21 protein-coding genes are annotated in these 20,907 nt (G+C 63.4%); 16 read left to right on the top strand and 5 right to left on the bottom strand.

Annotated features, from left to right (window positions below; translation table 11 throughout):
• Nucleotides 1–231 precede the first annotated feature (231 nt).
• The gene (locus A2J01_RS20755) at nt 232–534 is read right to left on the bottom strand and encodes a 4a-hydroxytetrahydrobiopterin dehydratase (RefSeq protein ID WP_003945236.1); all 303 of its coding nucleotides are present in this window, start codon (nt 532–534) and stop codon (nt 232–234) included.
• Nucleotides 535–550: 16 nt separating this feature from the next.
• Here A2J01_RS20755 and A2J01_RS20750 point away from each other — a divergent pair, with 16 nt between their 5' ends.
• On the top strand, nt 551–976 hold the full coding sequence (locus tag A2J01_RS20750; RefSeq protein WP_007726279.1) for a (deoxy)nucleoside triphosphate pyrophosphohydrolase: 426 nt from the start codon (nt 551–553) through the stop codon (nt 974–976).
• Here the strand turns inward: A2J01_RS20750 and A2J01_RS36520 are convergent.
• Nucleotides 954–1,130 carry a hypothetical protein gene (locus tag A2J01_RS36520; RefSeq protein ID WP_003945207.1) on the bottom strand — a complete coding sequence of 59 codons (177 nt, stop codon included), beginning with the start codon at nt 1,128–1,130 and terminating at the stop codon, nt 954–956. The two genes, A2J01_RS20750 and A2J01_RS36520, sit on opposite strands and share 23 nt — an antisense overlap.
• A gap of 324 nt (nt 1,131–1,454) precedes the next feature.
• Here A2J01_RS36520 and typA point away from each other — a divergent pair, with 324 nt between their 5' ends.
• From typA to A2J01_RS20725, 6 genes are all read left to right on the top strand, one after another.
• On the top strand, nt 1,455–3,362 hold the full coding sequence (gene typA / locus A2J01_RS20745) for a translational GTPase TypA (protein ID WP_064113476.1): 1,908 nt from the start codon (nt 1,455–1,457) through the stop codon (nt 3,360–3,362).
• A 152-nt stretch (nt 3,363–3,514) separates the two neighbouring features.
• Complete coding sequence (locus A2J01_RS20740; protein ID WP_007726274.1) at nt 3,515–5,299, top strand: ABC transporter family substrate-binding protein; 1,785 nt, start codon at nt 3,515–3,517, stop codon at nt 5,297–5,299.
• Nucleotides 5,296–6,180 (top strand): N-acetyl-1-D-myo-inositol-2-amino-2-deoxy-alpha-D-glucopyranoside deacetylase, encoded by an 885-nt coding sequence (mshB, locus tag A2J01_RS20735; protein WP_064113472.1) that lies wholly within the window; start codon nt 5,296–5,298, stop codon nt 6,178–6,180. The genes A2J01_RS20740 and mshB overlap by 4 nt, the downstream gene beginning before the upstream one ends.
• Before the next feature lie 107 nt (nt 6,181–6,287).
• Nucleotides 6,288–6,446 carry a hypothetical protein gene (locus A2J01_RS36515; protein WP_003945210.1) on the top strand — a complete coding sequence of 53 codons (159 nt, stop codon included), beginning with the start codon at nt 6,288–6,290 and terminating at the stop codon, nt 6,444–6,446.
• A 92-nt stretch (nt 6,447–6,538) separates the two neighbouring features.
• Nucleotides 6,539–6,955 carry a hypothetical protein gene (locus A2J01_RS20730; RefSeq protein ID WP_064113471.1) on the top strand — a complete coding sequence of 139 codons (417 nt, stop codon included), beginning with the start codon at nt 6,539–6,541 and terminating at the stop codon, nt 6,953–6,955.
• 51 nt (nt 6,956–7,006) lie between these two features.
• On the top strand, nt 7,007–7,852 hold the full coding sequence (locus tag A2J01_RS20725; protein WP_003945251.1) for a uroporphyrinogen-III synthase: 846 nt from the start codon (nt 7,007–7,009) through the stop codon (nt 7,850–7,852).
• Here A2J01_RS20725 and A2J01_RS20720 read toward each other — a convergent pair.
• Together A2J01_RS20720 and A2J01_RS20715 are read right to left on the bottom strand one after the other, a co-directional pair.
• Nucleotides 7,812–9,383, bottom strand: a complete 1,572-nt coding sequence (locus A2J01_RS20720) for a PH domain-containing protein (protein ID WP_082900918.1) — start codon at nt 9,381–9,383, stop codon at nt 7,812–7,814. The two genes, A2J01_RS20725 and A2J01_RS20720, sit on opposite strands and share 41 nt — an antisense overlap.
• Complete coding sequence (locus tag A2J01_RS20715; protein ID WP_042926352.1) at nt 9,380–9,883, bottom strand: PH domain-containing protein; 504 nt, start codon at nt 9,881–9,883, stop codon at nt 9,380–9,382. Before A2J01_RS20715 ends, A2J01_RS20720 begins: the two co-directional genes overlap by 4 nt.
• Before the next feature lie 82 nt (nt 9,884–9,965).
• On the opposite strand from A2J01_RS20715, the gene A2J01_RS20710 reads away from it, so the two are divergent.
• The 8 genes from A2J01_RS20710 to A2J01_RS20675 all read left to right on the top strand — a co-directional run bounded on the left by A2J01_RS20710 (nt 9,966) and on the right by A2J01_RS20675 (nt 19,152).
• Complete coding sequence (locus tag A2J01_RS20710) at nt 9,966–10,154, top strand: hypothetical protein (RefSeq protein ID WP_003945217.1); 189 nt, start codon at nt 9,966–9,968, stop codon at nt 10,152–10,154.
• 118 nt (nt 10,155–10,272) lie between these two features.
• Nucleotides 10,273–12,831: a bifunctional FO biosynthesis protein CofGH gene (locus A2J01_RS20705; protein ID WP_003945208.1), complete on the top strand. Its 2,559-nt coding sequence runs from the start codon at nt 10,273–10,275 to the stop codon at nt 12,829–12,831.
• Entirely contained in the window at nt 12,831–13,589 is a 759-nt protein-coding gene (locus A2J01_RS20700) for a hypothetical protein (protein ID WP_003945247.1), read from the top strand. Before A2J01_RS20705 ends, A2J01_RS20700 begins: the two co-directional genes overlap by 1 nt.
• Before the next feature lie 146 nt (nt 13,590–13,735).
• Nucleotides 13,736–14,059: a ferredoxin gene (gene fdxA, locus A2J01_RS20695; RefSeq protein WP_003945248.1), complete on the top strand. Its 324-nt coding sequence runs from the start codon at nt 13,736–13,738 to the stop codon at nt 14,057–14,059.
• Nucleotides 14,060–14,064: 5 nt separating this feature from the next.
• Entirely contained in the window at nt 14,065–15,168 is a 1,104-nt protein-coding gene (gene dapC / locus A2J01_RS20690) for a succinyldiaminopimelate transaminase (protein ID WP_039972669.1), read from the top strand.
• A gap of 64 nt (nt 15,169–15,232) precedes the next feature.
• Nucleotides 15,233–15,913 carry a rhomboid family intramembrane serine protease gene (locus A2J01_RS20685; protein ID WP_064113470.1) on the top strand — a complete coding sequence of 227 codons (681 nt, stop codon included), beginning with the start codon at nt 15,233–15,235 and terminating at the stop codon, nt 15,911–15,913.
• A 12-nt stretch (nt 15,914–15,925) separates the two neighbouring features.
• The gene (locus A2J01_RS20680; RefSeq protein ID WP_007726254.1) at nt 15,926–17,338 is read left to right on the top strand and encodes an acyl-CoA synthetase; all 1,413 of its coding nucleotides are present in this window, start codon (nt 15,926–15,928) and stop codon (nt 17,336–17,338) included.
• Nucleotides 17,339–17,550: 212 nt separating this feature from the next.
• Nucleotides 17,551–19,152 (top strand): substrate-binding and VWA domain-containing protein, encoded by a 1,602-nt coding sequence (locus A2J01_RS20675; protein WP_064113469.1) that lies wholly within the window; start codon nt 17,551–17,553, stop codon nt 19,150–19,152.
• Here A2J01_RS20675 and A2J01_RS20670 read toward each other — a convergent pair.
• On the bottom strand, nt 19,149–20,369 hold the full coding sequence (locus A2J01_RS20670) for an HNH endonuclease (protein WP_230691683.1): 1,221 nt from the start codon (nt 20,367–20,369) through the stop codon (nt 19,149–19,151). The two genes, A2J01_RS20675 and A2J01_RS20670, sit on opposite strands and share 4 nt — an antisense overlap.
• Nucleotides 20,370–20,580: 211 nt before the next feature.
• On the opposite strand from A2J01_RS20670, the gene A2J01_RS20665 reads away from it, so the two are divergent.
• The coding region (locus tag A2J01_RS20665; protein WP_156519339.1) for an ATP-binding cassette domain-containing protein at nt 20,581–20,907 on the top strand (327 nt) is incomplete at its 3' end.

Below are 20,907 nucleotides of genomic sequence, written 5' to 3'. Positions count from 1 at the left end.
CCGCGCGGGCGCCTAGGCGAGCTCCGCGTTTGACGGCTCGAGGGGTCACTCTATGTACAGAGCCCCCGGGTTGTACAGCTGTTCAGTTGCTGAGCAGCTACGCACCGGGGGGAGTCTATGGCATGACCGGCCTCGATCGTGATTTACGTCGACCATACCTGTGACTGAAGTGATCTATGTGAAAGTTGATGCAACTGTTACGTCAGATTGCGAGGTTTGTTCACTCGAAGATCAGTCGAAACGGACCGAATCGTCGACGAGTACGTCAATTCGACGGGCAAGGTCGAAGTCCAGTTCCGTGAGACCGCCCGCCGAGTGTGTCGAAAGCGTGTACGTGACCTTTCGCCAGCGAACGTCGATGTCGGGATGATGATCCGCGGCCTCGGCGACTGCCGCGATGCGTTGAAGAAGTGCGATGGCGTCCGGGAATGTCGCGGAGTCGACCGTGCGAGTGATCGACCCTGGCGACAGTTGCCAGGCGGGCAGTTCGTCGAGAGCGTTTTGGATCGCGGAGTCGGACAACAAAGTGGCCATACTCCATCATGGTGCGATGAGTGATGCACCTGCAAGGGATCGGGAAGTTGTCGCCGGTGCGATCTTCCGCGAGGGAAGGCTGCTCCTCGCGCAGCGGACGAGTCCGCCGGCTTTGGCCGGTCGTTGGGAGCTGCCGGGCGGGAAGGTCGAAGAATTCGAATCGCCACAGAACGCGTTGGCGCGGGAGCTGCTCGAGGAACTGGCGGTCGAGGTGAGATGCGGCGCCAGAATCGGCGTCGACGTGCCACTGTCGCCTGGGTTGGTCCTGCGGGCCTACCGGGCGGAGTTAGTGTCGGGAGAACCGGTCGCGCTCGACCATGCTCAATTGACATGGGTCGACGCCGAAGAACTGTTGTCGATGGATCTGGTGGACAACGATCGAGCCTGGATCCCCGAGTTACTCGCGGAATTGAGCGCGCTTACGCCGCACGAGCCTTCTTGAGACCCGCTTTCAGTTCCTTCTTGGATGCGCCCTCGTTCTCGAGCTTCTTCATCCGCATGATGACGACGGGACACTTGATGCACCGCGTCTTCTTGCGGCAGCACTTCTTCTTCGGTTTGAGCTGCGAGACCTTGCTTGCCTTGACTTTTCCCATGTGACGCTGCGGCTTTCCTGTTTCACTACGGCGGAGAGCCCGCTCTTGGAACGAGGTTAGCGTACCCTTAAATGACCTGTTTCTCCAGGTCGTAATCCTACGCGCATCGGCGTGGTGCAGATCACTATTCGCTGGTGGGGGCGGTGATAGAGGCCGCACAATGCAGGAGTATCAGCCCGGAGCGAGTAGTATTTACTAGGCCGCGGTGCCTTCTCAGGCGATTCGTGCCCTGATTCGGATCACACACTCGTGCAGCGGCCACCAGAAGAGCCGTGCGACTTGACTTTCGCGTGGCCGAATCAACTCAGCCAGGAGAGCCATCGCGTGACCATCACCAGCTTCCGTAACGTTGCCATCGTCGCACACGTCGACCACGGCAAGACCACCCTCGTCGACGCCATGCTTCGTCAGTCCGGCGCGTTCGAGGAGCGCGCCGAGCTGGTCGATCGCGTTATGGACTCCGGCGACCTCGAACGCGAGAAGGGCATCACCATTCTCGCGAAGAACACCGCAGTACATAAGGTCAACGAAGACGGTTCCATCACCGTCATCAACGTCATCGACACCCCCGGCCACGCCGACTTCGGTGGCGAGGTCGAGCGCGGCCTGTCCATGGTCGACGGCGTCGTCCTGCTCGTCGATGCTTCCGAGGGACCCCTGCCGCAGACGCGTTTCGTGCTGCGCAAGGCACTCGCCGCTTCGCTGCCCGTCATCCTGGTCGTCAACAAGACGGACCGCCCCGACGCCCGCATCGAAGAGGTTGTCACCGAGGCTCAGGACCTGCTCCTCGACCTCGCATCGGACCTGTCCGACGAGGCCGCCGAAGCCGCTGAGCTCGCACTCGAACTTCCCGTCCTCTACGCGTCCGGTCGCGAAGGCAAGGCATCGACCGTGCAGCCCGAGAACGGCAAGGCTCCCAACGCCGAGGACCTCACCGCACTCTTCCAGGTGCTGATGGAGTACGTCCCCGCGCCGAAGGGCTCGGTCGACGCACCGCTGCAGGCTCACGTCACCAACCTCGACGCATCCGCATTCCTCGGTCGCCTCGCACTCGTTCGCATCCACAACGGCGAGCTGCGCAAGGGCCAGACCGTGTCCTGGTGCCGCGAGGTCGACGGCGAGCCCGTCGTCACGAAGACCAAGATCACCGAACTCCTCACGACCATCGGTGTCGAGCGCGTTCCCGGTGAGGTCGCCGTCGCCGGTGACATCTGCGCCGTCGCAGGATTCCCGGACATCATGATCGGCGACACCCTCGCCGATCTGGAGAACCCGGTCGCACTGCCCCGCATCACCGTCGACCAGCCGGCAATCTCGGTCACTATCGGCACCAACACGTCACCGCTCGTCGGTCGCGTCAAGGGTCACAAGCTGACTGCACGCATGGTCAAGTCCCGCCTGGACCAGGAGCTCGTCGGTAACGTCTCGCTCAAGGTCCTCGACATCGGTCGCCCCGATGCGTGGGAGGTCCAGGGTCGTGGAGAGCTCGCGCTCGCCATCCTCGTCGAGCAGATGCGTCGTGAAGGCTTCGAACTCACCGTCGGTAAGCCGCAGGTTGTCACGCAGCTCGTCGACGGCAAGGTTCACGAGCCTTTCGAAGAGCTGACCATCGACAGCCCCGAGGAGTACCTCGGCGCCATCACGCAGCTCCTGGCCAACCGCAAGGGCAAGATGGTCCAGATGTCGAACCACGGCGCAGGCTGGGTTCGCATGGAGTTCATCGTTCCTTCGCGTGGCCTCATCGGCTTCCGCACGGACTTCCTCACGGAAACCCGCGGAACCGGTATCGCCAACGCCGTGTTCGACGGATACGGCCCGTGGGCCGGCGAGATCCGTGCGCGCCACACCGGCTCGCTCGTCTCGGACCGCTCCGGCACGGTGACGCCGTTCGCCATGATCCAGTTGGCCGACCGCGGAACCTTCTTCGTCGAGCCCGGCGCAGACACCTACGAGGGACACGTCGTCGGTATCAACCCGCGTCAGGAAGACCTCGACATCAACGTCACTCGCGAGAAGAAGCTGACCAACATGCGTCAGTCGTCCGCAGACGTGATGGAGACCCTCGCAAAGCCGATCAAGCTCGAACTCGAAGCAGCGATGGAGTTCTGCTCCAGCGACGAGTGCGTCGAGGTCACCCCGGAGGACGTTCGCGTCCGCAAGGTGCACCTCAACGCAACCGAGCGCGCTCGCGAGCGTTCACGTAGCAAGGCACGCGACAAGGCTGCTCTGTAGTCTTTCGTCGGTTACAACCTGACAGGCGGATGTGCCTTTCAGCCGAGTTTTCGGCGGAAAGGTACATTCGCCTTCATGGTTTCCAGGCGAAAGATCTGCCAGGGAATCGAGTTGCAAAGGGGCGACGCGGCCCCGTACGGAAGGAATTGTCTGTGGCCTCAGGACGTCGCTACCTGGCGTTGGCAGTGGCAGTGACGGCGTTGTCACTGACTGCATGTACAGCCGATCCGCCGCCTCCGGTCGAGAGCACCGAAACCGTCAAGCCCACACCGACTCCGGTCGTTCCGGCGATGAAGCAGGTCACTGTGGCAATCGACGAGGTGGGAGGCGGATTCAACCCGCACCTGCTCGCGGATCAGTCGCCGGTCAACTCCGCAGTCGGCAACCTCGTACTGCCCAGTGCGTTTCGCCCGATCAATTCGCCCACACAACCTGGCGCGACGGAGTGGGCGATCGACGATTCTTTCCTCGTTTCCGCTGAAGTGACGTCGGAGGCCCCGTTCACGATTCGCTACCAACTGCGCAACGAAGCCCAATGGTCGGACGGCGCTCCCATTGCGGCAGAAGACTTTCGCTACCTGTGGCAGCAGATGATCTCGGTTCCCGGTGTGGTCAATCCCGCGGGCTATCAGATGATCGACGACGTGAACTCGTCCGGCGGCGGCAAAACGGTCAACGTCGTGATGCGTGCGCCGTATCCGGCATGGCGAGAGTTGTTCACCGATATTCTTCCGTCCCACCTGATCAAGGACACTCCCGGCGGTTTCAGCACCGGCCTGAGTGAGGGGATTCCGGTGTCGGGAGCCCACTTTCACGTGCGCTCGGTCGACCGCGGCCGGGACGAAATCGTGCTCGAACGCAACGACCGATTCTGGGGCAAGCCTTCAGACCCGGATCAGATAGTTCTGCGACGCGGAGGAACGGCTGCGCAGTTGGCGGATGCGCTGCGTACCGACGATGCCCAAGTGGCGCAGGTTCATTCGGGTAGTGCCACGGATATTCAGCTGTCTGCAATCCCGGGTGTCAGGACGGCGTTCTCCTACGTTCCGCGCACTCTCGACATCAACGTGAACGGGCGAAGCAAGAACTTCGCGGATGTTCGGGTGCGTAAAGGTGTTCTGGGACTGCTCGATCCGGACCTGCTCGCCGTGGTGGCGGCAGGGAGTGAATCGGCGTCCGCCCCGGTGAAAGCTCAGATTCTCGCTCCGTCGGATCCGGGATATGCGCCCACCGCGCCGCCGAAACCGACCAGGGAGCAAGCACTGGGCGAGCTGACCGCAGCCGGCTACCTGACGGCACCGCCCACCGGAATCGTCACGGGCACTGGAACGGTCGGATCGATCGTCCGTGACGGCGCCCAGTTGACACTGCTGATCGGCGCTCCCGAAAACGACGACATCGCGATCGCCGTGGCAAACACCGCTGCCGACGAATTGCGTGACGTGGGAATCCTGGCGACCGTCGAATCGGTGGCGCCGGAGGAACTCTACGGCGAGGACCTGACGACAGGACGCGTCGACATGATCGTCGGTTGGAGCCGGGCAGGCGCCGACACGGCCACTTCGCTGGCCTCGCGGTTCAGTTGCCCGAGCGCACCTTCCACTCCGGCAACAAGTTCGGCAGTGCCCGCACCGACGCCGTCGCAGACACCGGAGCCCATCCGAACGACAAGCGTCGAGGCTCCGAGCAACCTGTCCGGGCTGTGTGATCCGGCGTTGCAAGGTCGGATCGACGAAGCGCTCAGTGGCATCGGGGATCTGGGGTCGTTGATCGCCGATGCGGAACCCAGGCTGTGGGATCTTGCGGCGGTTTTGCCGATCGTGCAGAGCCGAGCGCTGGTCGCGGTCGGGACCGGAGTCGAGGGCGTGGTCCTCGACGGGCCGGTGCAGGTGGGGATATTCGGAAACGCTACGGACTGGGTGAGGGTGGAAAAGTGACCGCGTCGGCGAAGCGACTTCTGTTGGTGCACGCACATCCGGACGACGAAACGATCACCACCGGTGGCACCATCGCGCGATACGCGTCCGAAGGCGTCGAGGTCACAGTCCTCACCTGCACGTTGGGGGAGGAAGGCGAAGTGATCGGTGATGCGTGGGCCGGGCTCGTGGCTTCCGAGGCCGATCAACTCGGTGGCTACCGGATCGCGGAACTGAGCGCTGCTTTGTCGGCTTTGGGCAGTGCCGCTCCTCGCTTCCTCGCCGGTGCCGGTCGGTATCGCGACTCCGGAATGATCGGCACACCTTCGGCCGCCAATCCCCGTGCTTTTGTCAATGCTCGACTCGACGAAGCAGTCGGCGCGGTGGTCTCCGTCATTCGTGAGATTCGGCCGCACGTCGTGATCACGTACGACCCCAACGGCGGCTACGGGCACCCGGATCACATCCAGGCGCACGCGATCACGACAGCGGCCGTCGAAGCTGCAGGAACGACCGCGTATCCCGAGACCGGCGAGCCGTGGTCGACTCCGAAGTTCTACTGGACCGTGACCGAGCGCAGCGGACTCGAACGCGGCATCGCGGGGATTTCCGAGTTCCCGGAGAACTGGCGTCTGCCCGAGCCCGGGGAATTGCCGAGCGTCGAGGACACAGACGTGACGACGGCAATCGACGTTCGAGGCGTCATCGATGCGAAGGCGAGGGCATTGAGCGCCCACGCCACTCAGGTGACGGTAGCCCCGAGCCGAGCCGAGTTCGCATTGTCGAACAACGTGGTCCAACCGATCCTGACGGTCGAGCATTTCGTATTGGCCGCCGGCGCGCTCGGTCCGGTGGGTGAGGACGGCCGCGAGCGCGATCTGTTCGGCGGGCTGCACAGCTGACCTGGGCGTCGGCTCACAGGCATTGCGATCGACGCCGTAGTGGTGTGTGATGCGTGTCACCGGATGGGTGGTCCTTTCGGTAACAGCAAAGCCTGGGGGCAGAAGAAATGTACAACTGGGACCTGCAGAACCAGATCGTCGCCTTCGTCGATTCGTTGCGTCCGATGGCTGGTTATTACCACGACTTGTATTACGGGTCGCTCTACGCATTCGCAGATCAGCAGAGTCATTTGCTGACTCTGCTCGGGTTCCCGCCGGTTCCCTGATCAGCTTCGTGCTTTTCGGGCGCGAGCCGGGGTGCTTGTCGGGAGGGACCCCGCGCTCGCGCGATGACGACCGATAGACCACTATCAAAACCATGACGACCGTCGAGAACAACACGGACGCCTCGACAGGAACGTCGCTGTCGTGGCTCGACCCTGTCATCCTCGGCGTCCTGATTTTCGACGGATTTCTGTGCGCGGTGTTGTCCGTCCTGTTCTTGCCGACTCATCTCGGTACGACGGCATTTCCCATCAGCATTCTCGTAGCCGCGACCGCGAACCTCGTATTGGTGATCGCCGCCCGCACGGTTACGACGCCGGGTAGGGCCGCATTGCCGCTCGCCGGTTGGATCGTCGGGTTCTTGGTGTGCATGGTGGGCGGCCCCGGCGGCGACGTACTCGTGCTTTCGTCCCCTCTGACCTTCCTGCTGCTGGTCGGTGCGATCGCTCCGGTCGCCGTTTTCCTCTTCAAGGTGGCGATCAACAGACTCGCCACCCTCAGCTCGCAATAGTTCTCGGCGCGCGCGTAGGAAACTGACCCGTGCATAAGGGACACTCAGCCTGTGGCTGAACATGATTTGGCGGGTGCGACTATCGCCTTGACCGCAGAACGGCGTGTCGAAGAATTTGCGACGCTCCTCGAACGTCGAGGCGCGGAGATCGTGCGGACACCGGTGATCCATGTGCTGCCGTTGGTGGACGATCGAGACCTGAGGACTCAGACGTCCGCTTTGATTGCCGATCCTCCGGAATTGGTCGTGATCAGTACCGGGATCGGCTTCAGGGGTTGGCTCGACGCCGTCGCCTCGTGGGGTTTGACCGAGGAGTTCCTCGGGGCTCTCGCCCACACGCGCATCATCGCCCGCGGCCCCAAGGCGACGGGTGCCATCCGAGGCGCCGGACTGCGCGAGGAATGGTCGCCTTCGGGTGAGTCGTCCGAGGAAGTTCTGGCACATCTCGGAAGCGAGGGAGTGGCAGGCTTGCGCATCGCAGTCCAGTTGCACGGCACCATCACCGAATGGGAGCCGTTGACGGACCTGAGCGCCTCCCTCGCCGACATCGGCGCGGTTGTCACTCCGGTATCGGTCTATCGGTGGATCCGGCCGCCGGATCAGTCGCCGGTCCGCGCGTTGGTCGCTGCAGTTCGTTCCGGTGCGATCGACGCGCTGACCTTCACCAGTGCCCCCGCGGTCTCCTCGATGCTCAGCACGGCAAAAGAAATGGGCGAGCTGGAGCGGTTCGTCGCAGCGATGCGCGGACCGGTACCGACCTACTGCGTCGGACCGGTGACGGCCGCCCCGCTGGAACTCCTCGGTGTTCCGACCATCCAGCCGGAGCGATCGCGTCTCGGTTCGCTGGCGCGGCTCATCATCGACGACCTGCCCACACGTCGCCACCGCCCGGAGTGACGGCTTCGATCAATGCCCACGCGTTCTCGGCGGGGAGATCGATCACCTCGTAGCTTCCGGTGCCGGCGGGCGTCGCGGCGACGACGGTTGCCACTCCCGCGCGTCGTTGGAAGAACGTCTCGCGCACCGTCCATCCGATGACACCTTCGGATTCGAGACTGTGACGCTGGCGATCGAGCGAGCCGTTTCGGGTGATCAACCATCCGGGTAGTACTGCGTGGCCGAGGCCGTTGTATCGGTCGTAGGCGAGGGCGGTGCCACCGATGGCGAGTACGGCGCCCCCGAACCACGCGTAGATCGGTACATCGAGTCCAGAAGCCGCGCACGCCACACAGACCAGGAACGCCACCGCGGCGAGGAACAGTGCTCGGGTGTACCGGCGACGCCGCGCGGCCGGGCCGTGCGGGATCAGCGGGGCGGACGCCTGGCGTGAGTCACCGATCACGGTGGCCATCACTCGCTCGGCTTCCCTGCGCGGTCCCTGCGGGAGCAGTAGCGAAGATTCCTTCTTGTCGGCGCTGACCCCGGTCATGATGGCGTCGAGCCGCGCGCCGCGGGCCAATCGCAGCAGGAGCGGTGCCTTGAGCGTCGGGCCGCGGAGGCGGGCGCGGTCGAGTGTGGTTTGCCGAGTCTTCAACAGGCCGTGACTGACATGCAGGATGCGGCCGTTGTCGGTGAGTTTCATGTTGCCGAACGCGATCAGGTACTGGACGCAGGCGAGTGCACTCGACAGCACCAGCAGCACGACGAGTGCGATGACGACCATCAGTGCGATGCCGAGGCTCTCGAGTGAGTCGAAGCTGTCGCTTACTGCCGAGGATTTCGCGACGGCAGTGCCGATGCCGTATTGGAACGAGATGCCGATGATGGCTGCGATGATGGCGATTCCGGTGAACGAAAAGGGGGCGTAGCGAACCCAACTCGGTTCCCAGTGACCGATTTCGGTGTCGACCGGTTCGGTGATGCTTTCGACCGGCGTGCCCGGGGTTTCCAGTCGCCGTGCTTGCTGGGCGCCGGCCAACAGTGCGGCGCGTAGGTCCGGAACCAGGGCGGTCGACAGGGCGTTGAGCTCGAACTTGTTCGAATCGTGGCCGCTCCCGGCGCGCTGGCCGGTACCGATGCGCACGATCGACAGTCCGAGCAACCGGTGCATGACCCCGGCCTCGACGTCGACGGATCGGATGCGGCTACGCGGGACGGAGAGCAGCTTTTTCTGGAAGACCCCGGTGCGCAGTTGAACGTGGACGGGTCCGATTCGGTACGTGGTGGTGAAATACCGCAACAAACCGAAGATGACGAGCAGAGTGACGACGCCGAGTCCCCACCAGTGGTTTCCGGATTGGCTGCCGAGAACTACGGAGACGAGTAGGACCGGGAGCAGTTTGACGACTTCGTTGACGGGGTGGACCAGAAGCATGCGTCGGTCGAGGCGGAGCCAGGGCTGTTCCTCTTCCGCGGCCTCGGCAGCTGCCGTTTCCGCCTCTACCGGGATCTCGATCGCGGTCGGGTCGCCCAACTGTTTCTCGTTCACGTCGCGTCTCCCACGTTGGTACCCGCGATCTCCGTCAGTTGAGCCACCGTGCGGTCGGCGACTTCCTGGTCGAGTGCGGAGATCTTCACGGCCCCGGCCGACGACGCTGTCGTGACCGTGACGGTTGCCAGACCCAACATGCGGTCGATCGGTCCGCGCTCGGTGTCCACGGTCTGCACGCGCGAGATCGGTGCGATGCGTCGCTCCTGGGTGAACCAGCCGGTGCGGGTGTATACCGCGGTGTCACTGATCTCCCATCGGTGGACCCGATACCGCCACGCCGGGACCATCAGAATGTAGGTGGCAGCGAAGAGTACGGTGACTGCGAATACGGTGCCGACCACCCAGGACGGGATTCCGGGTACCAAGACGGCACAGACGATTTCGGCGACGATGACGGGTACCCAGAACAGTGAGGCAGTGATTGCCCACAGCCTCGGGGCTTTGGTGCTGGGTCGCCATAACGGGTCGGCCATGGTCAGCGGTTGCGGCGCAGTCATGGGCACTACTTTGGTCGAGTGAGGGGCGATCTGTCGACATCGGCCCTATCGTGGAGTGTGGCGACCGCGAAGGGAGCACGTGATGACCGAACAAGATGCGACATTCGACCCGGAGGCTCCGGAATCAGATGCGCTCGAACAATCGACACCCGTAGATCCGAACGCCCCTGAAGAACCCGATCTGACCGACATTCCGCTCGACGCGCCAGTGGCTGACGTGGTGGATCAACGAGTCGAGGTTGCGGTCGACGACGACTACCGGCCGTCGTGATCGAGGCGGTGTCGGGGCGGTGAGGCCTCCTACTTCTGGCACCGGGTGGCACTAGTCGTCCCACATGGCGCATGATCGCTAGGTGAACCGAACTGGTGATGACTCCGGCAAACCCACCATGCTTCCGATGCCAGGTATTTCCGCGTCCGCCTCGTCCAGTCCGTCGCCCGGCCCGTCAGCGTCGGCGATGCGGCGAGTTCTCCGTCGTGCACGCGACGGAGCGACCCTGAACGTCGACGAGGCGGCAACGCTGCTGCAGGCACGGGGAACCGATCTGACCGATCTGTGTTCTTCGGCGGCCAAGGTTCGCGATGCCGGTCTGCTGGCAGCGGGTCGGCCGAACACCGTGACGTATTCGCGAAAAGTTTTCATTCCGCTGACCCGTCTGTGCCAGGACAAGTGCCACTACTGCACATTCGTCACGGTGCCGGGGAAGCTGCGTGCCGCTGGGCACGGCATGTTCCTGGAACCGGACGAGGTTTTGGACATTGCCAGGGCAGGCGCCGAATTGGGCTGCAAGGAAGCGTTGTTCACGCTGGGGGATCGCCCCGAGGCTCGCTGGCCGGAAGCCAAGCAATGGCTGGACGAACGCGGCTACGACTCCACCCTCGACTACGTGCGAGCGATGTCGATCCGGGTACTCGAGGAGACAGGCCTGCTCCCACACCTCAATCCCGGTGTGATGAGCTGGCAGGAACTCTCGCGGCTCAAGCCCGTTGCGCCGTCGATGGGCATGATGCTCGAGACGACCGCTACCCGGCTGTTCACCGACAAGGGTGAGTGCCACTACGGCAGCCCGGACAAGGACCCGGCGGTTCGGCTACGCACCCTGACCGACGCAGGCCGACTGAACATCCCCTTCACCACGGGAATTCTTGTGGGCATCGGGGAGAACTTCCTCGAACGTGCCGAGTCGATCATGGCGATACGCAAGTCGCAGAAGGCGTTCGGCCACATCCAGGAAGTGATCATTCAGAATTTCCTGGCCAAGCCCGATACCGCGATGCGCAATACGCCTGATGCTGGACTCGACGAGTTTCTCGCGGCCATCGCCGTCGCACGCCTGCTGCTCGGGCCGACGATGCGGATTCAGAGTCCGCCGAATCTCGTCTCGAACAGCGAGTGCCTCGCGCTGCTCGGCGCAGGCGTGGACGACTGGGGCGGGGTATCACCGTTGACCCCCGATCACGTCAACCCCGAGCGTCCCTGGCCGAATCTCGAGACCTTGGCCGAGATCAGCGCCGAGGGCGGCTTCACGCTGACCGAACGCACTGCGGCTCAACCGGCATATGTCCTGGCCGGGGCTCCGTGGATCGATCCGCGCATTGCGGGTCACGTGCAGGCGCTGGCGGACCCCAAGACCGGCCTCGCCCTGCCCGACACCAAACCGGTGGGTCGACCGTGGCAGGAACCGGACGAGTCGTGGGAATCGAGCGGACGCGTCGATCTCAATACCGAGATCGACACGGACGGGCGCAACACCGAGACCCGCAGTGACCTGGGCAGTGCGTTCGGCGACTGGGAGACCGTGCGCGAACAGGTCCTCGAACTCAGTGCTCCGATTCGCGTCGACACCGACCTGCTGGCTGCCCTCCGCAGTGCCGAACGCGACCCGGCCGGATGCTCCGACGACGAGTACCTGGCCCTTGCCACGGCGGAGGGCCCGGGCCTGGAAGCCGTTGTGGCACTGGCGGATGCGCTGCGCAAGGATGCCGTCGGCGAGGACGTCACCTACGTGGTGAACCGGAACATCAACTTCACCAACATCTGCTACACGGGCTGCCGATTCTGTGCGTTCGCGCAGCGCAAGGGTGACGCCGACGCGTTCACGCTGTCGGCAGAGCAGGTCGCCGACCGTGCGTGGGAAGCGCACGTCGCCGGCGCAACCGAGGTGTGCATGCAGGGCGGTATCGATCCGGAACTTCCCGTCACCGGTTACGCCGACCTGGTCCGGGCCGTCAAGAAGCGCGTGCCGTCGATGCACGTCCACGCGTTCTCTCCGATGGAGATCGTGAACGGTGCATCGCGCAGTGGTGAGAGCATCAGGGATTGGCTGACAGCCCTTCGTGAGGCGGGCCTGGACACCATTCCCGGTACGGCAGCGGAGATCCTCGACGACGAGGTGCGCTGGATCCTCACCAAGGGCAAACTGCCGACGGCGGAATGGATCGAAGTGGTCACCACGGCCCACGAGGTGGGGCTGCGGTCGAGTTCGACGATGATGTACGGGCATGTCGATCAGCCGCACCATTGGGTCGGGCACCTGAACGTTCTTCGCGGAATCCAGGACCGTACAGGCGGATTCACGGAGTTCGTGCTGCTGCCGTTCGTTCACCAGAGCGCGCCCCTGTACCTGGCGGGCGCTTCACGGCCAGGGCCGACCAATCGGGACAACCGCGCTGCGCACGCGTTGGCACGCATCATGCTGCACGGCCGCATACCCAATATCCAGACCAGCTGGGTCAAACTTGGCATCACCGGAACGCAGATGATGCTCAACGGCGGCGCCAACGACCTCGGCGGAACGCTGATGGAAGAGACGATCTCGCGGATGGCCGGCTCCGAACACGGTTCCGAGAAGACCGTCGCAGAACTGCGCGCCATCGCCGAGGGAATCGGACGTCCGGCACGCGAACGAACCACCACACATGCACGACGCGAAGGAGCGATTGCCTGATGGCTGACGTACTGGGGGACCGCAAGGTCGTCGAGGTTCTCGATCGAGCGGTGTGGGGGATCAACCCGGTTCTCGACCTCGCCTACAGCGATCCGCTCGGTATCAAACGTCGGACGTTCGAGCCGACCGATCCCGAGCGAAACGCTGCTGCGATGGTGTTGGACGCGGCCGCTTGGGTCCTCGACGTCGTCAAGTTCCCCGGGACGGCGGCGTGGTCGGTGATGACCGACGAGCAGCGCTCGAAGTGGTGGACGACCCGGTTGGGTGCACTCAACACCGTCGCCGTCGCGTTTCCCGGCATCTTCGGCGTCCTCCTCAATCGGTTGCCGATCCAGGACCTGCTGGCCTTCGCGAATCAGGCCGTTGTGCTCGTTGCGGTTGCCCGTGAACACGGAGTGACCGAACGGGATCAGCAGGTGGACCTCCTGGCGTCGGTGCTGTGCCGGCGTGAGACGAAGTCTCGAGAGCTTCTCACCGGAGAGGACTTCGCCGAGAAATCAGCCGGCGGCGCCGACGAGACCTGGCGCCCGTTCGCGCTCATCGGAACGTTGTGGCGCACGTCCAAGACTTTTCGTGCCATCACGGACGAGTTGCACAAGCGGCCGTCTCGGACAAAACCGTACGAGATCATCGGCAAGATTCCGGTGGTCGGCGTCGTGGCGGATTACCTCGGTGAGCGGGGCGCACTGGTACGCGCGGCCGCTCTGGGGGAGAAGTGGATCGCGATTCGGTCGAGGAACATCACCGCAGTAGGCTGAAATGTGTTACCCCCGCCTGCTCAGAGTCGGTCGGCAGGGGGATAATAGGCTGTTCCCGCGGTACGTGAGAGTCGTATCGGATTTTTGGCCCCTTGCAACTGCGTGTTGCGGCGGCGATGCACGACAGGAAGGCAGGGAGATCGGCAGTGACCTACACGATTGCTGAACCGTGTGTAGATGTGATGGACAAGGCGTGCATCGAAGAATGCCCTGTCGACTGCATCTACGAGGGTGGACGCATGCTTTACATCCACCCCGACGAGTGTGTCGACTGCGGCGCGTGTGAGCCTGTCTGTCCCGTCGAAGCCATCTTCTACGAAGACGACGTCCCGGACCAGTGGAACGCGTACATCAGCACCAACGTCGATTTCTTCGACGATCTCGGCTCACCGGGTGGAGCGGCCAAGCTCGGCAAGGTCGACTACGACACGCCGTTCATCAAGGCGCTGCCTCCCATGGGTGAGGAATAGAGATCTTGTCTCGTACTCCGGTGGCCGCTGGGCTTCCTGATTTTCCGTGGGATTCGCTCGCCGATGTCACGGCGAAGGCGCACTCTCATCCCGACGGCATCGTGAACCTGTCCGTGGGGACGCCGGTGGATCCGGTGGACCCGGTGATTCAGGAGGCTCTGGCCTCTGTTGCCGAGGTGCCCGGATACCCGACGACTCATGGCACGCTCGCGCTTCGCGAGGCCGTGGCGGAGTCACTGGATCGCCGCTACAACATTCCCGACGTCGATCCGGCAGCGGTGCTGCCGGCCATCGGTACCAAGGAAATGATCGCGTGGCTGCCGAAATTGCTCGGTCTCGGAGCCGGCGATCTGGTGGTCATTCCGGAGTTGGCGTACCCGACGTACGAGGTCGCAGCGAAACTGGCAGGTGCTCGTGTCCTGCGCGCCGACGGCTTGAACAAGCTCGGTCCCGAGTCGGCGGCGATGATCTTCGTGAACTCGCCCTCGAATCCCACCGGCAAGGTGCTCGGCCTCGAGCACTTGCAGAAGGTCGTGGCCTGGGCGCGCGAGCGCGGCGCCATCGTCGTCTCCGACGAGTGCTACCTCGGATTGACGTGGGAAGCCGATGCGCTCTCCATTCTCGATCCTCGTGTCAACGACGGTGATCTGACCGGTTTGCTTGCGGTCCACTCACTTTCGAAGACGTCCAATCTCGCGAGCTATCGCGCCGGGTTCGTCACCGGTGATCCGGCTCTGGTGTCGGAACTGCTCGAGGTGCGCAAGCATGCGGGCATGATCCTGCCGCTACCGATCCAGGCGGCGATGACCGCAGCCTTGGGCGACGACCAACACGAGAACATCCAGCGCGAGCGGTACCGCGAGCGTCGTAGTGTGTTGATCGAAGCTGTTCGAGGCGCCGGATTCACCGTCGACAATTCCGAGGCAGGTCTGTACCTCTGGGCGACGCGCGGCGAGGAATGTCGAGCGACGGTCAGTTGGTTCGCCGATCGTGGGATCCTCGTTGCCCCCGGTGAGTTCTACGGACCGAGCGGGAGCAAGCACGTGCGGATCGCGCTCACTGCAACAGACGAACGAATCGCCGCGGCAGCAAAGCGCCTCTCCGCCTGAATCGTGTGCTTTCCCAGGTGTCAGGTTCCCTGATGTCGGTATCGGTCCGATGTAAGGTCGCGCTGTGACCACCTCAGGGACCGGCGGCTTGGACGCGGTACTGATTGTCGCCGTCGTTGTTGCCTCGATCGCGCTGATGCTCGCGTGGCTGAAGGATCGTCGAATACTCGGAGACCTACCTCTTTCGGCCGTTGTGCTTTGGCTCGTGGTGGCAGTGCCGTCAATTTTGCAGGCGCTGATGCCGGGACTGTTGGACATGTTTCGCCGTGATCCCACGTTGATCCGCGACGGTCAGTGGTGGCGGATCCTGACGTCGGTGTTCGTCCAGGACGGCGGCCTTGCCGGGACGGTTGCCAACCTTCTCACGTTGGCAGTGGTGGCGCCGCCTGCTTTTCGGCTCTGGGGCGCCGCACGCGGTTGGGCACTCTTCCTGCTCGGTCAACTGTTGTTCGGTTTGCTCACCACCGCAGTCTTCCCGTCGACCGGCGCAGGCAACTCCGGTGCCACGCTTGCTCTGGCAGCGGCGGCCGCGGGCATCGGCGTTCTGGTGCGCCCGCGAATGCCTGAGATTGTTCTGACGGTCGTGATTGTCGTCGGCGGCGCAACATTGGTGACGGTCGACGACGCACACGGATTCGCGGTGCTTTCCGGGGCGCTCTTGGGGGCTGCGCTGGTGACGCTGTTCCCTCCGCACTCGATGGACGCGCGTCGGGCAGGAGAAAGTTTGCGACCATCCGCGCTGTGAGATGCTGTCGTGGTGCTGCTGAGATCCTTGAACCCCCTTGCTGTTGCCCGCGGTGACGACCTCGACGACGCCGTGACGATCGGTGACACGGTTCTCTCGCGGAGTGCCATTCTCGGTGCCGCGACCTCGGTCGCGGAGCGAGTGGCGCAGGCCGATCGGGTTGCCGTATTGGCAACTCCCACAGCAAAAACGATTCTCGCCGTCGTCGGGGCGTTGATTGCCGGCGTCACCGTTGTGCCGGTCCCGCCGGACTCGGGGAAGGCTGAGCGAGAGCACATTCTGCGTGACTCCGGTGCCCAGGCGTGGCTCGGCGAAACGGACGACCACTGCGAAGGTCTGCCCGTGGTTCCCGTCCGATTGCACGCTCGCTCGTGGCACAGCTATCCCGAACCGGCACCGCAGTCCACAGCATTCGTCCTGTACACGTCCGGAACTACCGGCCCACCGAAGGGCGTTCTGCTCAGTCGCTCGGCTATCGCAGCCGGGCTCGACGCGCTCGCCGAGGCCTGGGACTGGACGTGGCGAGACACCCTCGTACACGGGCTTCCGCTCTTCCACGTGCACGGACTGATTCTCGGAATCCTCGGCCCCCTCCGGATCGGCAGCCGGGTGATCCACACCGTCAAGCCGACGCCGGAAAACTACGCAAGGGCCAAAGGCTCCCTCTACTTCGGTGTCCCCACCGTCTGGTCGCGTATCGCCGAAGACGAAGAAGCTGCCCGCGCGTTGTCCGGTGCCCGACTTCTGGTCTCCGGTAGTGCGCCGCTTCCCGTGCCTGTCTTCGAAAAGCTGCGGGAGCGAACAGGATTGACGCCCATCGAGCGTTACGGCATGAGTGAGACGATGCTGACCCTGAGCACGCGTTTCGACGGCGAGCGACGCCCGGGGTGGGTCGGCGTGCCGCTGCGCGGAGTCGAGACTCGTCTTCGTGACGAGAAGGGCAACGATGTGCCGCACGACGGCGAGAGTATCGGCGGCCTACAGGTACGTGGGCCGATGCTTTTCGACGGCTACTTGAACCGTCCGGACGCAACCGCCGAGTCCTGGACGGAGGACGGCTACTTCAAGACCGGTGACGTCGCCGTCATCGACGAGGGTGGGTTCCACCGAATCGTCGGCCGCGAATCCATCGACTTGATCAAATCCGGTGGATTCAGAGTCGGCGCCGGCGAGATCGAGACCGCCATCCTCGGGCACCCTTCGGTGTCCGAAGTTGCGGTGATCGGTGTCCCCGACGCCGATCTGGGGCAACGGATCATCGCCGTCGTAGTCCGTAAGCCCGGGACTCCCGAGGTCACCGAAGCCGAATTGGTCGAGTTGGTGGGGGCGGAGTTGTCGGCGCATAAGCGTCCCCGTGAGGTTCGATTTGCCGAGACTCTGCCACGTAACGCGATGGGCAAGGTTCAGAAGCGTGAGCTGCTCTAGCAGGTCAGTTTGCTGAAAAGTCGCTGCGACGCTTGAAGGTTCGTGAATTCGGCCGGCCTGTCCCGAAATGTGGGCTCGCCGGTTCTCCGACGATTCAGCGCTAGTTGGAATTTCTGTGTTCTTGGCTACACTACCGCCCGGTAGGGACAGTTCCAGTCGCGCGCATACCGTCGGTATGCCTGAGTGCGAGTGGCCTCGGAAGGGCAGATTTCATGGCGGGCGGACGGCATTCGAGTCCTGACAGCGGGCGGTCGATCGGGTTCTACGCAGTGGGTGGGTTGGTTGCCGTCGCGGTAGTCGCCACCGGGGTGGTGGTCTTCAAGGCAACACAGTCCGATTCCTGCGAGAGCGTCGACGAGTACTCGCTGGCAGCGGATCCTGCGATCGCGCCGGCAGTCACGGAGATCCTCGCAGAATCGTCGCCGGAGCAGACAGGCTGTTCACGGATCACGGTCACCTCTGCGCTGCCCGGGGACGTTGCGGGAACTTTGGGTAAGGGCGTGGACGCTCCGGACATGTGGATACCGGATTCGACAGCGTGGGTGGGCAAAGCTGCATTGACGGCCAAAGGGCCGGTCGCTGCCGCCGGCGGTTCGATCGCCACCTCGCCTGTCGTACTTGCCTCCGGCGGTGGCGAACAGTTTGCCAGTTGGCTCACGGCGCTACAGGTTCCCGATCTGGCGTTGGGCAATCCGTTGTTCACAGGGGTTGCGTCGGCGCCCATTCTCGGAGCTCTCGCGGAAACCGGGGCCACCTCCGAATCCGTTCGAGCGGCACTCGTACCCCATGCGCAAGCGGAGAGTGTTCGTACCGAAGATCAGCCGGTAGGACAGAAGATGCTCACCGAATTGGTCAGCTCCGGAAAGGTCGGTGTTTCGACCGAGCAACAGGTCGTCGAGTTCACGAAGGCCGAGTCGAAGATTTCCGCGACAGTACCGGCGACGGGAACCATGATCATGGATTACCCCCTGGTGGTCAGTGCTTCGGCACCGGACCGGCACTACGCCGCAGCCAAGAAGAGTGACGCCATCGCCGAGCTGTTGCACAGTGAATCTGCTCAGGAAGTGCTGACGCGCAGCGGGTTCCGTACTTCCGGCGGTGGAGCCGTCGAAGGTGGAGTCGGTGACGTCACGGCACTGACCGTGTCCGAACAGTCGGTGGCCGATCAGACACTGGGCGCTTGGGCTCTGATGGCCAAGCCGATCCGGACACTCGTTGCGATCGACGTGTCTGCGTCGATGGACTACCCGGCGGCAGGCGGCAAGACGCGCATGCAGTTGACCACTGCTGCTGCTCTGGCCGGCAATCAGGTCTTCCCAGACAGCGTCGCTGCCGGTCTCTGGGCGTTTTCCCAAGGTATGAACGGAACCCAGGACTTCCAGGAATTGGTGCCGATCAGGCGCTACGACACGATCGTCGACGGTGTGACTCAACGAAAGTTGATGGCAGATCAGGCGAACCGGCTCACCGAACTCAAACGTGGCGCCACAGGTTTGTACGACCCGACGCTGGCCGCATTCCGTAAGGTTCAGGAATCGTACGATCCGCGAGCAGTCAACAGCGTCATCATCTTGACCGACGGCGCAAACGAAGATCCTGACAGCATCAGCCGTGAACAGTTGCTCGATGTACTTGCACGCGAGCAGGATCCGGCGCGTCCGGTCATCATCGTCACCATCGGCATCACCGATGACGCAGACGCGGCGGCGCTCGCCGATATCTCCCGCGTGACCGGCGGTTCGACGTACATCGCTCGTGACCCCTCGGAGATTTCCGAGGTGTTCGTGAACGCATTGGCTCACCGAGGAACTTAGGCCGCATCCGGACTGGTCCAGGGTGCCGGAAGTGGCGGAGCCTCAGACGAATACCGGTGCCCGGTAGGTGTCGTTGTGGTGAAGGTGTGCCGGTTACCTGGTACAGGTTCGGCAGTCCAGTCCGAGCCCTGTTTCGCGTAATTGCATGCCGCACACAACCCGGCACCGTTGGCTGCGCTGGTGAGGCCACCCCTCGAGTGATCGCGAATGTGGTCGCGGTGGCGAACCGGCGCGTCGCACCACGGAGTACGGCAGCTTCGATCACGGAGTTCGATCAATCGCGCCAACCCCTTCGGGAAGGTTCTCGCCGTGGATTCCATTGCGGTCAGTGCGCCCGTATCGGGGCGTGCGTAGAGCTTTCGGAGCGTTGCCACCGTTTCGGAGTCTTCGCTGGCCTTGGTGATCCATTCGCGTGCAATAGCGGCTGGTACAGGTCCGTACCCGTGGACGTACGCCGGGTCGGAATTTTCGCCCAACAATGACTGGTCGGAGACAACCAGATTCACGGTGACGGGTGTCGGTGTGGCGCGGCCGATTCCGGTAACTCGCTCGACCAGGAGATCAGCCATGATTTGCGCTCGGGTGCGCTTGTCCCCGCCGGCAAGTACGGAATCTGCGTCGCGCCTGAGCGTGGCGTGCACGGCGATACCTTCGGCCACGGGAAGAAATACATTGAGCCAGCACATCGTGTCGGGCGCAGGCCGTGACGTCACTCGTCTGTCTCCCACGGCTTTGCGTGCTCGTCTGGCAACACTGTCGGAGTCTATTTCGGCAGTGCGTGCGCGGATTCTTTGTGTCAGTTGGTGGTTGCCGCATCCGTCCAAGATTGCAGCGTCGCAGCAGAACTCGCGATCCAATGTAGCGCGATCCTGGGCGGTGAGACATGAAGTCTCGCGCATGAGGATCGTCGCTTGATGCTCACTGATGGAGCCGTCGACGAGTAGTCGAAGTGTGTGAGGCATCTCGTCGTTCAGTGCGCGGGCCAGGTTCAGATGCTGAGTTCCAAACCAAGCCGACTCTCGCCGTGCGAGGGCAATCTGCGCGTTGATTCCACGGCCTTGGTATGCGCGCGGCACTCCCCGTTCGCCGCGGTCGTTGCGGGTGAACGCGTCGAGATCGGCAGCCAGCAATGCCTGGGCACCAGCGCAACTGGCCTTCAACTCTTCCAAAGCGCGCAGAAGATCCACGCGTGCTGCGTTGTCGATGGATCGATCCATGCTGACGAGTGATGCTCGGAATTGTCCGATGGTCTCTTCGGATATCGCCTGTTTGGATATGGCCTGTTCAGATACTTGCGTCGTCACTTTTACCCCCCGGTAGTGTCGAACATACATTCGATACTAGCCTCGATAGCGAACGGACGCAACGCCTTTCTCCGTTGGCGTCTGAAAGTTCCGACAGTTCGGTTTTCATGGTTGACTGGTCCTCATGATCGAGCTGAGGGGATTGACCAAGGTTTACGGACCGACGAAAGCGGTGGACGATTTGTCGTTCACGGTCAAGCCGGGCATCGTGACGGGCTTCCTGGGCCCGAACGGTGCCGGTAAGTCGACGACGATGCGGATGATCCTGGGTTTGGATCAGCCGACGTCGGGTGCGGCGTTGATCGAGGGCAAGCCGTACCGCGAGCTCAAGACGCCGTTGCGGACTGTCGGTGCGTTGCTGGATGCGAAGTGGGTGCACCCCAATCGCAGTGCGCGTGCACATCTGCAGTGGATGGCTGCTTCGAACGGGATCCCGAAGTCCCGCGTCGAC

It is taken from the genome of Rhodococcus sp. EPR-134 (assembly GCF_001647205.1).
GTDB classification, from domain to species: Bacteria; Actinomycetota; Actinomycetes; order Mycobacteriales; family Mycobacteriaceae; genus Rhodococcus_F; species Rhodococcus_F qingshengii.
This window is presented reverse-complemented; position numbering and strand designations above follow the sequence as displayed.

Coding starts and splice junctions, on each gene's coding strand:
- A2J01_RS20750 (WP_007726279.1), top strand. CDS start 551: ATGAGTGATGCACCTGCAAGGGATCGGGAAGTTGTCGCCGGTGCGATC.
- A2J01_RS20675 (WP_064113469.1), top strand. CDS start 17,551: ATGGCGGGCGGACGGCATTCGAGTCCTGACAGCGGGCGGTCGATCGGG.
- A2J01_RS20730 (WP_064113471.1), top strand. CDS start 6,539: ATGACGACCGTCGAGAACAACACGGACGCCTCGACAGGAACGTCGCTG.
- A2J01_RS20705 (WP_003945208.1), top strand. CDS start 10,273: ATGCTTCCGATGCCAGGTATTTCCGCGTCCGCCTCGTCCAGTCCGTCG.
- A2J01_RS36520 (WP_003945207.1), bottom strand. CDS start 1,130: ATGGGAAAAGTCAAGGCAAGCAAGGTCTCGCAGCTCAAACCGAAGAAG.
- A2J01_RS20710 (WP_003945217.1), top strand. CDS start 9,966: ATGACCGAACAAGATGCGACATTCGACCCGGAGGCTCCGGAATCAGAT.
- A2J01_RS20715 (WP_042926352.1), bottom strand. CDS start 9,883: ATGACTGCGCCGCAACCGCTGACCATGGCCGACCCGTTATGGCGACCC.
- A2J01_RS20755 (WP_003945236.1), bottom strand. CDS start 534: ATGGCCACTTTGTTGTCCGACTCCGCGATCCAAAACGCTCTCGACGAA.
- A2J01_RS36515 (WP_003945210.1), top strand. CDS start 6,288: ATGTACAACTGGGACCTGCAGAACCAGATCGTCGCCTTCGTCGATTCG.
- A2J01_RS20700 (WP_003945247.1), top strand. CDS start 12,831: ATGGCTGACGTACTGGGGGACCGCAAGGTCGTCGAGGTTCTCGATCGA.
- A2J01_RS20670 (WP_230691683.1), bottom strand. CDS start 20,369: ATGGATCGATCCATCGACAACGCAGCACGCGTGGATCTTCTGCGCGCT.